The sequence below is a fragment of the Paenibacillus sp. UMB4589-SE434 genome (assembly GCF_030226685.1).
Taxonomy (GTDB): Bacteria; Bacillota; Bacilli; order Paenibacillales; family Paenibacillaceae; genus Paenibacillus_B.
In genome coordinates, this window is the sequence record NZ_JASOYK010000005.1 from 91,002 (window position 1) to 108,566 (window position 17,565).

The 17,565-nt window shown below is 46.7% G+C and carries 12 protein-coding genes; 1 reads left to right on the forward strand and 11 read right to left on the reverse strand.

Annotated elements, in window-relative coordinates; genetic code table 11:
* Positions 1-4 precede the first annotated feature (4 nt).
* The 10 genes from QP775_RS17825 to QP775_RS17870 form a co-directional block, all read right to left on the reverse strand.
* Positions 5-1,726 (reverse strand): fatty acyl-AMP ligase, encoded by a 1,722-nt coding sequence (locus tag QP775_RS17825; protein ID WP_285108092.1) that lies wholly within the window; start codon positions 1,724-1,726, stop codon positions 5-7.
* 371 nt (positions 1,727-2,097) lie between these two features.
* Complete coding sequence (locus QP775_RS25790) at positions 2,098-2,469, reverse strand: hypothetical protein (RefSeq protein WP_350338985.1); 372 nt, start codon at positions 2,467-2,469, stop codon at positions 2,098-2,100.
* 322 nt (positions 2,470-2,791) lie between these two features.
* Complete coding sequence (locus QP775_RS17835; protein WP_239329830.1) at positions 2,792-3,649, reverse strand: inositol monophosphatase family protein; 858 nt, start codon at positions 3,647-3,649, stop codon at positions 2,792-2,794.
* 104 nt (positions 3,650-3,753) lie between these two features.
* The gene (locus tag QP775_RS17840) at positions 3,754-4,578 is read right to left on the reverse strand and encodes a sulfite exporter TauE/SafE family protein (RefSeq protein WP_239329316.1); all 825 of its coding nucleotides are present in this window, start codon (positions 4,576-4,578) and stop codon (positions 3,754-3,756) included.
* Positions 4,579-4,748: 170 nt separating this feature from the next.
* On the reverse strand, positions 4,749-5,519 hold the full coding sequence (fabI, locus tag QP775_RS17845; protein WP_028544622.1) for an enoyl-ACP reductase FabI: 771 nt from the start codon (positions 5,517-5,519) through the stop codon (positions 4,749-4,751).
* A gap of 228 nt (positions 5,520-5,747) precedes the next feature.
* Positions 5,748-6,752, reverse strand: a complete 1,005-nt coding sequence (uvsE, locus tag QP775_RS17850) for a UV DNA damage repair endonuclease UvsE (RefSeq protein ID WP_239329317.1) — start codon at positions 6,750-6,752, stop codon at positions 5,748-5,750.
* Between the two features lie 112 nt (positions 6,753-6,864).
* Complete coding sequence (locus QP775_RS17855) at positions 6,865-9,447, reverse strand: transglutaminase-like domain-containing protein (protein WP_285108095.1); 2,583 nt, start codon at positions 9,445-9,447, stop codon at positions 6,865-6,867.
* Positions 9,448-9,489: 42 nt separating this feature from the next.
* Positions 9,490-10,518 carry a carbohydrate-binding family 9-like protein gene (locus QP775_RS17860; RefSeq protein WP_239329832.1) on the reverse strand — a complete coding sequence of 343 codons (1,029 nt, stop codon included), beginning with the start codon at positions 10,516-10,518 and terminating at the stop codon, positions 9,490-9,492.
* A gap of 137 nt (positions 10,519-10,655) precedes the next feature.
* Complete coding sequence (locus tag QP775_RS17865) at positions 10,656-12,116, reverse strand: M17 family metallopeptidase (protein WP_285108097.1); 1,461 nt, start codon at positions 12,114-12,116, stop codon at positions 10,656-10,658.
* 92 nt (positions 12,117-12,208) lie between these two features.
* Complete coding sequence (locus tag QP775_RS17870) at positions 12,209-13,213, reverse strand: asparaginase (RefSeq protein ID WP_285108099.1); 1,005 nt, start codon at positions 13,211-13,213, stop codon at positions 12,209-12,211.
* Positions 13,214-13,497: 284 nt separating this feature from the next.
* Here QP775_RS17870 and QP775_RS17875 point away from each other — a divergent pair, with 284 nt between their 5' ends.
* Positions 13,498-15,777, forward strand: coding sequence for a helix-turn-helix domain-containing protein (locus QP775_RS17875; protein WP_285108100.1), 2,280 nt, complete (start codon positions 13,498-13,500; stop codon positions 15,775-15,777).
* Positions 15,778-15,900: 123 nt separating this feature from the next.
* Here the strand turns inward: QP775_RS17875 and QP775_RS17880 are convergent, their stop codons facing one another.
* Entirely contained in the window at positions 15,901-17,526 is a 1,626-nt protein-coding gene (locus QP775_RS17880) for an extracellular solute-binding protein (protein ID WP_239329322.1), read from the reverse strand.
* Between the last annotated feature and the right edge of the window lie 39 nt (positions 17,527-17,565).

Here is a 17,565-nt window from a genome sequence, read left to right on the forward strand (position 1 = left end):
TCGATTAACCACCCCATGCGATTAAGCTTCCACTGAGATACATTTGCTTGCATTTGTGGCGTTGAATTTTATTACTGGATGTTTTCGGAATATGTAAAGGCTTTACGATCTTAATATCGTGAGCATGTAGTTGGAATTGTTCATTAATTTTCATCTGAATGTTCTGAGCAATGTCGTTCAGGCTAGCAGCGAGATCAAGTTGTTTACGCTGGATCACATGTTTGAACTCACGGTTCATTTCACACAATATAACGAGTTCTTCCTTCCCTTGTACGTCAATCGAGAAAGCCGCTGTACTGGCTGCGTTAATTTCCGAATGACAGCCAGCTGCTATTTGCTCAATATCCTGAGGGTAGTAATTCTGTCCTCGTATAATGATGAGATCTTTTAATCTGCCTGTTATAAATAGCTCGCCTTCATGAATAAAACCAAGGTCCCCTGTCCGTAAATAGGGTCCCCCTCCAGTGTCAGACAAGCAAGCAGCAAACGTATCAGCACTCGCGACAGGTGCACCCCAATAACCTTGGGCAACACTATCCCCCTTAATCCATATTTCTCCTATTTCTCCCTCGGTATGTTCTACTTTGGTAAAAGGTTCAACAATCTTAATTTGTTGGTGAGCACTTATCTGTCCACAGCCTACTAATAAGCGGGTTCCCGGTCCAGTATTGTCTTCAAGGAGAACCTGATGCTTCTGCATCGCTTTGTCATTAAGAAGCAGCAGGTTTGGTGATGCTAATCTTGACCCTACAGTTACACATAAGGTGCCCTCCGCCAATCCATAGCTGGGCATCATGGCTTGTTCTTGAAAGCCACATACGCCGAATTGATCTACAAATTGACGGATTGTCTCTGCACGGACGGGTTCTGCGCCATTAAAAGCATTTGTCCATGAGCTTAAATCCAATGCTGCTTTTTCCTCTTGCGATATTTTCTGGATACATAATCGGTAGGCAAAATCAGGACCGCCACTAAAAGTCACACCGAACTTGCTGATGGCCCGCAGCCATCTAATGGGTTTCTGTATAAAATCCAACGGTGACATCAAGTAGCAAGTCCCGCCGTTATAAATATTTTGCAGTACGTTACCAATTAAACCCATGTCATGATATATCGGCAACCAAGTTGCCATAATGGTATTGGCAGCGTGTTCAAACCGCTGCTGCATCATAGCAAAATTATGATGTAGATTGCGATGGCTTACCATAACACCTTTCGGACTGCTGGTAGAACCTGATGTGTACTGCAAAAATGCAATATCTTCGCTAGGGATGGATTCCGTATGTTTGTAAAACAGGTGGTTGCAACTCATAATGTCGTTAAGTTGAATGATGTGGGCAGCTTGCATAGATGATGGAAGTTTATCTGCATCTTGAGGAGTTGGTGTGATAATTAGAGCAGGCGTGCTGTCTGCATAAATAGCTGCAATACGTTCTGCATTGCGAGACTTGCTTGGAGGGTAGACTGGGATGGGTATAGCTTTGGCGTAAAGACTTGCTAAGAAAGAAATAATATAATCAATTCCACTAGGCAAAAGAATCATAATCCTCTCCCCTTCCAAACCTAAATACTGGAAGTAGCCAGCGAGCGCTTGAGATTGGAGCAGCAATTCTCGGTAGGTACAACTGACGCTTTCCATCTCTCCGTCTTTTAAATAAATAAAAGCTTTGCGTTCCGGATAATGGTGCGCCGTCTCGTTTAACACTTCAGGTAAGTTCCGATACAATCTTATACCTCCTACCTTAAGTAACTAAAATATTAAATTTACAAATGTACGGTTATAAAGCTTATTCACGCATGAGCCTTGCTTGTAAATGATATAATCATCACCTCGATTAGAGAAGATTTCTAAATTGACATAACTACATGCGCTTCGGTTTACTGTAATATACTCCCAAATATAGTTGATGTCAATCGCCTTCCATAAAATTAAAGTACAAGCCTAACTAATATTTTGTAAATGGTTACATCCCGCCTTCAGGCCGCACCATCTTCTTTCCTTGATGCAAACCAAATCTAAACGTACCGGCAGTCCAACTCCCCTTTCAGGATAATTGTATCGGGTTTAAAAAATGTTTCTTCCTTTTCATACAAATACTACTTCGGCCGATCCTCTTTTGTTATATGATCACTCGGTGCTAAGTCAGCGTGTACTCTCTTTAAGTATAAATCGTAACGATTATCCACTTCCTTGGCGATACTCCGGAAGCGTCTTGTCTCCTCTACGATCGGGTCCAGCTCAGTCTGAATACGGATCTCCGTGCGTGGAATTACACATTTTCGAGCAGCCTCTTCCATCTCCTCCGTCTCCATCTCCCCTGCCGTCAGAAGCGCCTCTAGCTGTGCTTCCAGCTCCTTAAGCGACCCATCTTGTTGTTCTTGTTGCTCTTGTTCTTGTCCAACTTGTATATCGTTCGATGCGGCATCGTCCGTTATCGCTGCATTGTGCATTTCCTTTTCATTCCTCATGACACAGCCTCCTTACACCTATTAAGATGCTCCATAATATACAAAAGCATGACCAATACCTCTCGGAATTGATCATGCTCAGGGCTTGCTGCAAGTGTCTGGTACGAGTAATACCTGCAAACGAAGCTCGTACATATTCGATGGATCGCGGCATTATATGCCCTAACACCGATACGATCCCCGCTTGTTGCTCTTGTTAACATGCTAACTCTTATGACGCCAAATGATTGCAATTAATTAGAAGTTCACCTGTTACTGCCTATAGTCACTTCTTGTCATGTTAACTTGCATTTACTTTACAACATGCTTAGACAAGCTCCAGTTATCCTTGTGCCTTGGCTTCCTTAAGCACATGAATCATGGCATCATGAATATGTCCATTTGTACCTACAATGTCACGAACAGCTAAATGATATGGATTACCATGCGTATCCGTCAGACGACCGCCGGATTCGGCAATCAGTAAGCTGCCTGCTGCTAAGTCCCACGCATTCAGGTTCAGCTCCCAAAAGCCTGTCAGTCGTCCCGCAGCCACATAGGCCATATGAAGAGCAGCTGATCCGGACGTGCGAATGTTGCGCACCTGCGGTGCCAACGCCTGAATACCTGCCAGATTCAATGGCAGCGCCCGTTCACGTTCCGTCGGGAAGCCTGAGGCAATCAAGCTGTCAGAAAGCTCGGTCTCCTTGGCGACTTCCATCGGAGCGCCATGTACGTAAGCACCTTTGCCTTTTTCCGCAACGAATAGCTCGTCTCTAATCGGATCATACACAACTCCTACAATTACTTCACCTTTATGGGCAAGCGCAATCGACACCGAGAAATAAGGAAACCCATGAACAAAATTGGTCGTGCCGTCAAGCGGGTCAATAATCCATAAGTATTCGGCCTTCTGTGCTTGTTCCAATGCACGTTGAGAGGCGTCTCGGCCAGGCTCTACGCTTTCTTCGCCCAGTATTTCATGATGCGGAAAATGGGTCATAATCAACTTCCGGATCATGACTTCCGCGCCTTTATCTACTTCGGTGACAAGGTCATGCATAGATGACTTTATACTCAACTTCTTAAATTGTCCTAGTCTGCTCTTAATCCACTCTCCCGCTTTAGCTGCACAGTTAACTGCAACCGCGGTAAAGCTTTTGCCCGTCACCACATACGGAATTTTCTCTTCATTGCGCAATGACTTCACACTACTTTCTGTAATAAAGTGACACACCCTTATTCAAATATACGCCATCGTGTTAGCGAAGTTTCATCCCTTTGCCCTATCGGTTATGAAATGAATCATCCGGCCAGTAAGCCACTGACTATCATGCGTATGGAAAGAATAAGCAAGGTTAAACGCAGAAGCAACAGTAGTCCTTTTCCCGACATTTTGTTGGCAATCATCGCCCCCAGCTTGCCGCCAATCCATGCGCTCGGTGCCAAAATAGCTACAAGCAGCCAGTCGACGGATCCGTTCCAGGCGTGTACTGTCGTACCAAGAATTGAACTGAGGAAGATGACAAACATGGAAGTCGCTGTCGCCACATGAGCAGGATAACGGAACAATAACACCATAAGCGGGACAAATAATGAACCGCCTCCGATGCCAAACAGACCGGATACGAGACCAACCATAAAGCCTATGAGCAGCATCACCCATACATGCTGACCATATTCAGACGTAACACCCGCACCATCCGTGAACTGCTTGGTCTGGCTCCAACGGATGTTAAGCGGCTTCATCTTGTCCTTCATCACCATCAAGATCGCCATAGCAAGCATAAAGAAGCCAAATGCCAGCTCAAAGGACTGATTCTTGAACTGTTGGGTCAGAGCCGCGCCCAGCATCGATGCTGGACCGCTTGTAATAAAATAAATGATTCCACTCCGCCAATCCACACGCTTGACCTTCCGATACGCAAGCGTCGAGGATAAGGAAGTAAAAATGAGCACTGCAAGTGACGTTGCTACCGCCACTTGAGCGTCAATCGTCTTGCCTAACATGAGCGGCCCTAAATAAATAAGACCTGGAACCAGTATAATACCTCCACCAAGTCCAACGATACTGCCAAATGTCGCAGCCGCGAGCCCGATTATGGCCAGAAGCAAGATCGTTATCTCCATTTCATGTTCAACCTTTCACATATGAAGTGTAATCTAAGAGGTAGTAGCGCTTATCTTACGCAAAAATCCGCCTTGCCCAAATGACGCTGCTGGAGCGCACTTGTGCCGCAAGGCGGACGATTGACGTACGGATGTCGCCTCTATCTTACGATATAGCGAACGATGGAAAATTATACACCTACGATATTAAAGCCGCCATCTACGTAAATGACTTCACCAGTAATACCACGTGACCAATGACTCATGAGGAACATCGCTGTATCACCCACTTCGGCTGTCTCTGTCGTACGACGAAGCGGCGCTTTCTCCTCCACATCACGCAAGATAGAGTTGAAGTCGGAGATGCCTTTGGCAGCCAGTGTGCGGATCGGGCCAGCTGAGATTGCATTTACACGAACGTTAAACTGGCCAAGGTCATTCGCCAGGTAACGCACGGATGCTTCCAGCGCAGCTTTGGCTACACCCATAACGTTGTAGTTCTTCATCGCACGCTCTGCGCCGAGGTAAGTCATCGTCATGATGCTGCCGCCTTCAGTCATAAGCGGGTACAAACGCTTAGACACTGCCACAAGCGAGTATGCGCTGATGTCTTGAGCAAGCGCAAAGCCAGCGCGAGACGTGTCTGCATACAACCCTGTTAATTCTTCCGTCTTCGCAAATGCAATGCTGTGCACGAGACCGTGAAGCGTGCCAAACTCTTCTTTGAGTTGGGCAGCCAACGTATCGATCTCTTCATCAACCGTAACGTTACACGGTAAAATGACCGAATTCGGGATAGTCTCTGCAAGCTTGCGTACGCGTCCTTCAACGCGCTCGCTCTCGTATGTAAATGCCAATCTAGCGCCCTGGGCGGCAAGTGATTGCGCAATCGCCCACGCGATGCTGCGATCATTTGCTACGCCCATGACCACAATATTTTTACCTGCTAATACTTGAGTCATGTTATAAAATCCTCCTCTTACCGCCTTAATCATGTCGGGTGCCACTACTTGTACAGCAATGTTCAGGCATGATAACGGTTTGCACTCTTTGTCCAACGTAACGTATTTTACGATGATTTTCAAGTCAATCGAGGCGCATTTTACATCATTTGAGCAAATTTTTAGTACCAGATCTTAATATTAGCTCCTGATAACGAAGCCTATTTAAATTTTTGACCCCATCAGGCATTAACCGTCAACAATCACGCTTGCCTGATCTACATAAGTAACGCCCTCATTAGTATAAGATAACAGTTCACGCATCAGTTGGAATAACGCCTCATCCTTCTGTTTGGCCTCAATCATAACGTCCAAACGTTCCGTAAAGGGAGCTATGCGTCGCAGAAAATCAAGGAGTGGCCCTACCTCGACAAAATCCGCATGCCCACGTATGTCCTTCTCGCTTTTCGGACTGGATACATGAATTTTGGGCGGTAATGGATCACTTGATACAGCATCCATTTGGGCATTCCGGGTGGACCACGTTTTCAGAATGTCAGGCCACAACTCCGCTGCATGCTCGCCGTCGTTGTTCACCCAATGGTGATGAATATCTAGCACCATTGGAACTTGCAGGCGGTTACATACGGCAAGTGTTTCCATTGCGTTAAACGTCTTATCGTCATTCTCCAGCGTCATTCTGCACTTGATCTTGTCTGGCAGCGACTCAAAGTTATGGACAAATCGCTCAGCTGCAGAAGGTTTGTCCCCGTAAGCCCCGCCAATGTGGATGTTATTTTTAGCACGTGCATCGAGTCCCATTGCCTCCAGCATGTGCAGGTGGTGCTGAAGATCACGTATAGACTTAACAAGCACATCCTCTCGCGGGGTGCTTAATACGGTAAAATGATCAGGATGGAACGATACACGCATCTGGTGCTTCTTCACATAATCGCCAATTGCCAAGAATGACTCCTTTAAAACAGGGAACGGGTCCCACACCTGAAGCAGCGCCTCGTGAGTTGCAAGTGGAATTAGCTTGGAGGAAAAGCGATAGCACTTAATATCGTGCGCCTTGTTGTGCTTCAACAATCGCAGTGTATTGTTCAGATTTTCTTCTGCGACACGCTCTAACCTGCGAATTGCCGCTTCGTGGTCATCAAGCTTGCTGAATGAAGCATAGGTCATGGTACGGGAGGGAGAACTATTAGCGACAGTCATGGACATAGCCACGTAACCAAGGCGGACCAGCATAAAAGGGCAAGCTCCTTCCGGCAATATTTAAAGTGAATGATGTTGGGATTTATGTTCTATATTGCCCGAAAGGAGCTGCCTGTATGAATAGCCAGAGTCGGCTTTCTTCGTACTATTCTATTTTCATGTTCCGAACTGTTTTTACAATCTCGGTACTGATTCCCAGTTTGTACCCCTCCGACACATAACGAAGATGCCGCTTCGCATCTAGAACAACGACAATTGGGAACTCGCTTCCCTTTATCATCCTAATATCTTCTTGAATTAATTTCAGCCCCTCGTAGGATGAGTCCCGTATAGCCGTGGCTGCGGCAGGAAGTCCTTTCATTGCAATGCTGGAAACTGCTTCCTCGTTACGAGCCAGCAGCAGAACAGCACTGCCGCAGCTATCAAGCTCCAACTGCAACTCTCTCATCTCCCGCAGTAAATGCTTGGAAGGTTCCCGTTCAGGATCGAGCCAAGCCAGTATGATACCCGCTTGTGGTAGCTCTGTCATTACTCCAGCTGAGATACAAGTAATTGTGTCCTCTGACACCTCGCCTAGTACAGGAACAGATTCGTTTTCTTGTCTGAAAATAAGCGTTGTATGCACCGTCTCATTTGGCTTAACTGTGAAGTAGCTGCAGCGTACAAGCACGGTACCATCACTTAATCGTGTACCTGTCGTCACGCGGTAGCTTCCGCTTAACACCTCATAGGGCTTGCCGTATACATCTTTCTCCCCAAAGGGAATCGACAAGGTACGGTACATACCATCTTCCAAGCGAGCAATCGTAAACGTCTGCTGGTAGGCTGCCAACTCGGCGTGTTGTTCCGCCGCTACAAAAACTATCGAACTTCTTGCAGGCATGCTCGTCTCCAATGGGGCATGCACAGTCTCAAATCGAGCCTCCTGCCATTGTTCGTTCAGCCAATATTGAGCACTCAAATTAAGCGGTTCTAGTCTTGCCGGGATACCTAGTGATCTTGCCATCGCCACAAAGTAAATTTCGCGGCTCATTCGATCAGTTACCTTCATACGATGAACACCAGCTGGAGTCATCATCCCCGTGTAGCGGTCTACATCCTGCACGATCAATATACTATCCTTAATATGTGTAATAAGTAATTGTGGATCAGATATATACTCATGACGCTCCACTTCAGATAACGACTGAAGGAGTTGTTCTCTGTAAGGAGCAATCATCTCGAAATGGATACGCGGGCATAACACATAGGGATCAAACAGCCCGGCAGGAACTCCCTGATCAGCATACGCTGCAGCACTGTACAAATGATCAGCTAACGTCGATTGGCACGTATCTGCCAGATCTTTATCCCGCAGCGATTCCAGCAATCTTAACGGAAGATCGCCGTATCGCGGACACTCTTGCAGTAGGAATGCCGCAATCTGCCCACTGTTTCCCTTTGCCTTCTCCAATACCACCCACACCCGATCAGCCGCCAACCCAAGCTGCTGAGCCAGTGCCGCCGCCTGCTGCTCTGAATAAAATGTGCCCTCGAATGCTGCACGAATGGCGGTACCTTCTTTGACACGTGCCTCGTGCCGACGCTTGGCCTCTTCTGATACGACGCATTCCTCCATATCCGTTGTCACTGGAGGCGGAACCATGCTCCATTCCTGAACCAACATCTGTTCTGTCGAAGCATGCAGTTTAACTTCAAACGTATCCGTGTCCGTTACACTGATTTTCCGGACACCAAATCCCTGCTCATTGCGGACGTGCAGCAGAAGGTCGCCAAGACCTGTCTTCAAGGTCACTTGACCAGCAGCATTGGTCTTCTTAGTCACAATAGAATAAAACTCCGCATAGTTGTAAAGCTGGAAATGTACCTCAGCTTCAACCGGAGCCCCCTTTGCATTCACCACTTGCACCGTAATCTGCTTCACTGGCGCATAGTTGTCCAACATGTTGATCTCGGCATACCACGGATGATCGGAACATATTTCTTCGGGACCGTTATAATCAGCCGATACTCGTGTGTTCACAAGCATGGCCCGTCTGGACGGCGAACGGAACCAGCCTTCGTCCAGCTTAGGCTCTGGCTCACAGGCGCCTAGGAAATGCCATCGGCCATCCGCCCAAGCTTCCACCCAGGCATGGTTGGAATCGCAATGTGCCCATCTAGGCGTGTAACATTGGCGAGCGGGAATACCGATGCTGCGCAGTGCTGCCACAGCCAATGTAGATTGTTCGCCGCAGCGCCCAAGCGCTGTACGCATAAGGGTAAGCGGCGACACCGTTCTCATGTCGGTACCGATATAAGTCGCCCGCTCATGGCACCAGTAATTGGTTTCCAAGATGGCGTCATACATAGACAACCCCCTTACACGTTCTGCCAACTCTCCATAAATGACCTTTCGGCTATCATCGATATTTTCATTGTTCACACGATACGGCAATACAAAGTTCAGAAATATCGAATCTGGTATCGTGCTCCCCCACGGCAGCTCTTCACGGACCTTCAAAGCTTGCCGCACATGATCCAGGAAGAAAGCACCATCATAGTCTGCTAGATCATTTAACGGCATGTAGGCATATAACACTTTCAGCAATATTGTCTCTTCTTCTGTCAAATGATGATCCAAGATGCCAAACAGCGCTTGTCTCCGATGCTGCGCCCATTCCATTTTGATCGCCAACTTCTGTTCCAACACCATCTGATCAATCCCGTATGTTACGGCCGTATTCATCCCCATTCCACCCTTCGCCAGTCTAGATGTATTTTCAATCTGTCATTCTCGCCATGTCTTGCCGTCTTCTCGAATATACAACCTGGTGCGTCCATCTGTTGACGGTACCGAAGCCTCAAATAGTCCCCCTGTTGTAGAAAGTTTGAAGGTGCCAGATTCAAACCATTGTTCGTCCTGCTGAAGAGTCAATAGGTCCTCGCAGAATCGGCCATAACGTTCATAATAATCACGCTGCCGATAGTATATTTTTCGCAGCTGCCATTTCGACAGTTCATCATCTGGAAGCTCAAATGATGCGTCTGCGTCCTCTGTAAACAAAACATAGCCCCATAGTTCCGGATAATGCATGTTCACAATACCCATCGGGCTCCACACCCAGTTCTCTTCTGACAACGCGCGCCCGCTATCCAGGTGACGTCTCTTGACATATTGCCCCTCTACAACATCAACGTGCCATTCTACCCGCGAGAAATTAACACGCCAATACTCGCCGTTTCTAGGCATGCGACCTTCTGCTGCGCATTCTTTCAAAGAGCTCCATGGCATTGCAACCTCCACGCTCCATTTCCGGTTAGCCGCATGCGGATTGTTTAATTCACCATCAATATGGACTGCTGTCTGCAGCCCTTTAATATCCCAACCATTAATGGGCGGGCCCCCGTCCCGATAAGGCTTCGGGAGCAGCAGATCCCATACCGTATTTAAGGCATTAATCTCAAATTCATAGTAATTGTGCGTATCACCGTCAGGATCGATAAAGATTTCAAAGTCGTTGTCATGGAAAATAACAGAGTCCCGCTCTGTTAGCGTGGCCCAGATCTGTTCTTCCTCCATTTCAGCACCAAAGTAAAAATATTGATCGTCCCAGAGCATTTTCAGTCGTGTTCGCTTGGTTGGAAGCGGCTTAAGATCACCCTCGATATCTACAAAATCACTCGTCCAATCTGCTGTTTCCCAGAAAGACTTATCCAGACGACCGTCAAGTACAAGCGGCTCGCGCGCGCGCTTGCATATATAATGCTGGGGGCAATAATCACCGATAGCAGGTTCTGGCACATTGCTTCTGTTTATCGTCATCTTAACTTTCATCTCCTCCTGATTAATAAGGCACGGGTTACCTTGTACATCAACTTCTCTGCCTCTCTGCTTCTCTGCTTCTCTGCTGATGATCGTACTAGATTGTTACTAGTCTTGGTGCTGTTCACACTCTATTTCCCGCGACAACTAGCCCTCGCTGCTACATAGTCCGCCAACAAACAAGCGCCATACCCACTTGCCCCTGCAGCAGCATAAGCGGTCTCTGATTTGTACTGGGATGTGCCTGCCATATCAATGTGCGTCCATGTCATATCCTCAGCTACAAATCGGCGTAAAAACAACGCAGCTGTTATCGCCCCCGCCAATGGCAATGAGCTTGTATTGTTTATATCCGCATAGTCGCTGTGCAAATAACATTCGTATTCGTCCATTAATGGCATCGGCCATAATCTTTCTCCACACTTCTCACCTGCTTCTACCAAGTACGCGCTCATTTGTTCATCGCCCCATATCCCCGCGATTCCAAGTCCTAGCGCAGCGCCAACATTACCTGTCAGCGTCGCAATGTCGATAACTTGCTTCGCTCCCAGTCGCTCTGCATGCAGCAATGCATCTGCGAGTATGAGCCGCCCTTCGCCATCTGTATTGCCTACCTGCACCGTCATGTTATTCGGATAATGTATAATTGAAGAGGGCAACATCGCTTTGGCGTCAGGCACATTTTCCGCGATTGGAATTAACGCCACTATATTTACTTTGAGCTTCTTCGATACGATAATGTCTAATGCACCAATTACAGCGGCTGCTCCCCCCATATCCATTCGCGCATCGCTAATATCGTTGCCATTCTTGATGTTCATACCACCCATGTCAAATGTGATTCCTTTGCCAACCAGTGCAAGCAGCGGCAGTTCCGGAGCCGTTGTATAACGAACTTGGAGCATTACTGGCTGGTGGGCGCTTCCTGCACCAACTGCAATTAAGCCGTTCATCTGGTGTTGAACCAGTTCTTCTCCTTGATACACACAGGTTTGCACACCCTCAGCAGCGTTGAAATGCGACACGATGCGCTCGACAAATTCCCCGGGAAATAGCGTGTTTGCAGGTTCATTTACGAGGTTACGCGCCAAGATATTACCTTGGGCACGAATTTTGGCTGTATGCACCGCTTGCTCCATCACTTGTACGGACAATGTCGAGAACGATCCGGTGTCTACCTGTAAATACACAGGCTGAGGTTCTGGTGTTGCTGTCTTGTACTGATGAAATTGATAGTTTCCAAGGAGCCAGCCTTCGGCCCAAGCTGTCAGCCAGTCTTCCGCTGGTATCCCAAATAATGTTCTTATACGTGCTGATACTGGCATCAGATAAGCGCTCGCAAATCCTTCTACCTGAAGCTTACGTGCAGCCGAACTGGCAGCCCGCTTCACCGTTTCGCTTGTGCACACTCTTCGATTGCCCATGTAAATGACCATTATGGTCGGCTCCTCAGCGGAACGACTGTAGAACAACAAATGATCTCCCACCCTCAACTTCCCCGCTGGAAGTGGCAAATGGAAATCTTCGCTGTCATCATGTATATATAGCTGTACAACTGCAGCATCACGGCATCTCTCTGCAACTACAATCATTCGGTCTTCCTCCCAATTGTTCAATCGAAGTCCATTCGGCATCCCATATCACGATACAGCAGTGCCTGTATACTGCTGATTGTGCACGCCTCTTACACCCATTCAAACACCGCTTCTCGTTCACCCACAATCAAGCCGCCATCATTGTAGATGGTATTAGGAACAATTTCGTACAGCCTAGCAATCGTATCTGAATTATCATAGCCAATCCGTTCTAGAATTGAAGCGATTATACATGGCCATACCTGCTCTGATCCATCGGATACCTTTAAAGCGATACCAAGCCGTTCTTTTCTCAAGCCGATGCCGTATACTCCCTTTGCTCCGCCCTTCGCCGAAATATTTGCATCCTTCAAAAGCGCCGAACAAACAAAGTGAGTATCCGCAATCATAGTCGGATATTCGTTCATCAGTGTGGCTATCCGCTCCGCGGCCCCGCGGATATTATGTTCATGAATCAAGTCAGGACAAGCAAGTTTCAAATAAGCGCGGCCAATCGTGTGCAGCGGAACAGCATGAATCGGTAAACCACAACCGTCTATGCCAACCGCTATCCGCTCCTTAGGAACCTCTGTCATTGCAGCAATCACCGATAGAATCTCTTGCTGAACAGGATGCTCCGGCTTGTAATAAGACTTCTCGTCCCAATCCATATGTTTACACAGCGCAAGGAGTCCCATATGCTTACCTGAGCAGTTGTGAAAAATACGGCGCTTCGTCTCGCCGCGTTGAATTCGTTCCGCCTTTGCTTGTTCGTTAAGGGGAAGCGAAGGGCAGCAATATAGCTGCTCTTCCGATATGCCCGTCTTTCGTGCGATCGACTCCAATGCCGCAATATGAAAGGCCTCTCCTCTGTGTGAGGCCGCAAATAGAGAGGCCTCTTCTCCCGTCAGGCCATATACCTGTTCAATCCTTCGCTTCATGACGGGGATCGCCTGGAATGGTTTGGCTGCTGACCTCAAAAATACGACATGGTCAGGATCGCCCGCCTGGTAGACAACTTCTCCACGTTCATTAACTATGCAAACTGCACCGTAATGCACATTTTCCAGCACATCTGCACGATACTCTTTTACTAACTCTGTAAATGCCTTCATGCTTGCGACACCTCCATCTTTTTTGTTCCTCTACTTCGGCGCGAATCTGAGTCTGGAATGTTCATCCAATCTTTTATAGTTGTACAACAATTCCTTATTGCCTAAATATTTTCCTGCCTGTCTACTAAATGTGCCTTTCAAAAATGAATCTTCTGATCTATTTTCACGACCAAAAATTAAAATTCATTGATTTATCGCACGCGCTACCCTAATATTTTCATTAAGGAATGCGTTTTCATGAATAGAATGGAACCGAATACACAAAGACTTACAGGAGGCGCCAAATGAAATGGAATCACTTTAAGTCCAAGCTTCTGCTCAAGTATATTATTTCTTATTTGTCGATCTGTCTCATCCCGTTGGTAATCCTGACTGTCTTTATATATCAAAATGCTGTCAACAACCTCCGTTCCGAGATCGAACAAACAAATGTGAACCAATTAACTCAAGCTAAAAAGTCAATCGACGATCGGATGAAAGAGCTTCAGAACATTGCGACACGTATCGCTTTTGATGAACAGTTAAGCTCTTATCAGGTTCATCATCCTTATTTCAGCAGAGACGCGATTAGCGCTCTAGATAAATACAAAGTGACAAGTGCTATCATCGACGAACTGTTCCTCTATTTTAGAGGAGACAAAGTCATCTATTCATCTCAGGGTTTAACAGACCTGGACGTATTCACCAAGTCTTATATGTTCCACAATTGGACGAAGGAAGTATTCGTTCAAGACTTAAACAATATGAATGTTCCAACGATGCGTCCAGCGGAATTGGTAAATCGGAACTCGGTGCAGGAATCCAAGCTTGCTTATTTGGTACCGATAACTCCCAATAGTCCTTATCCACACGGCACTATCATGTATTGGATAAATGAGTCTATGCTTACAGACCTGATTGAGTCCATCTTGGATAATTTTCAAGGCAACAGCTACATCTTTGATACAAACGGTCAGGTTTTGGCCGCTAACAATCATGGTACCTTGAATTCCAAACAGGATATTAAGCTGCTATCTGCACTTGGCCCTGGCATTCACAGCATGATGCTGAACCATGAACAGCATTCTGTCGTCTCGATCAAGTCGGAGGTAAATGGCTGGACTTATGTGACATCCATGCCGAGCGCCCAGTTTTTCAGTCGCATTTTCCATATCCAGACGATCATTGTGTATGTGTTCTGTATTGTCGTGCTTGCAGGCACTGTTATTGCCATTATGCTGGCTAGAAGGCAATATCATCCGATATTTAATCTGATGCAGTTCGCCAAGTTGAACACGGAATCAGTATCCGAAATTACTTCTCCGACGAGCAATGAGTTGGAATGGATTCAAAAAACGCTGCACGACTATAGCTCTCGTGTTGACATTCAAGAACCGTACGCTCGCAATCAATTTTTGTTTATGATGTTGAAACATGGTAATTCGAGCAGCCTGAATCCAGATTTAATGGACAAACTCGGTATCCATTTAGATCGTTCCCACCACTTTGTCATTCATATGGGATGGGACGGGACACCAGGACTTCAAGACGACCTTCATGAGCGACAGGTTATTATGGAACTGCTGACCGAAGTAGAAATTCCAGAATATGAAGCCCATGCTTATGGCATCGAGCTGCCGCAGCCTGACCAATTGGCTCTTCTCATCAGCTTTACTACTGAGCTGGCCATACCGGTGAACACACGTATGGAACAGATCGTTGAAGCACTACGCATCAGCGTGATGGAAAGCTCCAATCTGATTCCTGCAATCGGTGTAGGCACCTGTTACACAACATTGGAACAATTAAACCAGTCCTACATTGAAGCTTCATCTGCATTCGAATGCCGTATGGTCAACGGCAAAGGCAGTGTCACCTTCTTCGATAAGCTTTCCTATACGCAGGATCATGCGTTCTGGATACCGAAGGATGTGCTTCTGAAGTTAGCCCAAAGCTTAAAACAAGGCAGCCACGATGTTGCCATTCATATGGTCGGAAATGCACTTGCTAACGTAAAAACCGAAAAACTGACTGTACCGTTGCTGCGCTGCATCTGCTTTGATATTTTAAACACAATGCTGAAGACAGCCTCGGAGATGGGCATCAACGATGTCGTGCAGGACCTGCCAAATGTTACTTCCTTTGATTCACTGGAAGAATTGGAGCAGAAGCTGCTGCGGCTCGCGGCCCAAATCTGCTCGCAAGTGGAACAAAAAACAGTTAAAGAAGAACGTTCCTTAATGGATCAGATCGTCGCATATATCGATGAGCACTACACCGACTACACACTGAGTCTGGAAACGATCTCGGTCAAGTATGCGATTTCATCCTCCTACTTCAGCCGCTCATTCAAGGAGAAGGTCGGTACGAACTTCTCTCAATACATTTGGCAGAGGCGCATGGAGGAAGTCATTCGTCAATTGTTGACGACTACGGATTCACTCAAGGACATCATCAACCGTGTCGGTTATCTGGATACGCCTAATTTTATCCGCAAGTTCAAGAAAGAGACAGGCCACACACCTGGGCAATACCGCAAGCTCTTTGCTTCCGACGAGATTGCCAGCACAGTCGAAGACTGCTAGCGTGATATGTATGATCTGTTAAGTCAAATCCCCGAGATGAACGCTCATCCCGGGGATTTTATTCTTTAACAAACTAGGGGGTAGTTTGTGAAGAAAGCTTAAAGATGTACTTCCAACTTGTACTTATCCTTGCTTCCAACGATCATATGCAGCTTGGTAGATTTCAGCGACGCGTTCGCCGCCCATCTTCTTACATGTCTCGAGATACTTATCCCAGTTGGCGAGCGGCTCTTGCCCAGTAACAAACTTTGCTTCCATTTGCTTGACGTAAGTATCAAGATCGGACAGCTTAGCCGATGCTTCGCTTTGTTCATCCTGAGATAGATATACACTAGGGAACGGTACTTTGCTAATTGGATCTATCTTCTCAGATGTTTCTTTCTTCAACCAACGTGCAAAGTCGTCTTCGAAGCCGCGCTTCGTATCTTCATTGCTGACTTTTGGCAGTACCACACCATAATCCGGTGTTAATGTCGCACGGTATTCCTCACGGTCTTTACCGCCAGGCACTTCCAACTTCTCTTTCGTAAAATCAGCTTTATTCGTATATTTCCACAATACGCCTTCTGGTCCGCTGCTAATCAGGTCCGCACCTTCTGTTGAGTAAAGGTAATCAACCCAACGCATCGTTGCTTCCGGGTGCTTGTTCTTGTTGGTAATTGCAAATACGCCTCTGACAAGTCCAGGGTGCTTTGCAGCTACTGGCGAACCGACTACTTCACTTTTTACAGGTGCATACATTGGATCATCTTGGCTTGGCTCGCCACCTAATGTAAAGTAAGCATGGTAGTCAGAGAATAAGGCCACTTGGTTGTTTTTCCCTTTTGCTTTCTTCTGCTCGTCCGTTTGCGAGAACGTTTCTTTATCAAGCAAGCCGTCGTTCCAGAGACGGTTCAGGAATGTGAGATATTCTTTGTATCCAGGTTCCATCGGCGTGTAGTGCACTTTATCTTCTCTGTCTGCATAAATTTGTTCATTAAAGATGCCCCATGAGCCTAGCAGCCACATCCGCACATCATCAAGCTTGACGGACACAAATGGAATTTCATCTTTCTTACCGTTGCCATTCGGATCTTCATCTTTGACTCGTTTCAAATAGGTATACAATTCTTCCGTGGTGGAAGGCACTTTATCCATGCCCAATGCTTTTAGGAACTTCCCGTTATACCAGATTGGACCACGATACCAGCCAGCATCAAGATCAATGTTCGGCAAAGCGTAAATGTGACCATCTGGTGTTGTGATAGACTTGCGGATGTCAGGATGCTCATCCAGTATCTTTTTCAGATTAGGTGCGTACTTATCGATCAACCCTTCGAGCGGAATGAGTACGCCTTGACCACCGTAATTTACTTCATCAGCTGCTTTCAACTGACCGGAGAAAAATACGTCAGGATAATCACCACTTGCAAATACAAGGTTGCGCTTCGTATCAAAGCTGTCTAGCGGCGCATTGCGGAAATCAAACTTAATGCCTGTTTTTTCTTGCATTTGTTTGAAGAATTCCATGTCCTGCCAGTTCTGCATCCCTACGTCTTGCCCCATCATCGTTAACGTGATTGGCTCCTTAACGATTGGGAAGCCATCCATATTCAGATTGGCGCTTGCCTCACTGCCTGTGCTTCCATTCTCCGCAGCTTTGTCGGATGAACCGCCGCAGCCAGACAATAACGAGATAAGAAGAGTCATGGATAATAACATTGCCCATATCTTTTTGTGTCCCATGACAGCATTGCTTCCTTTTGGCATGTAAAGATCCTCCCTTTTGTGTGGTCTTTCTTGCAATTG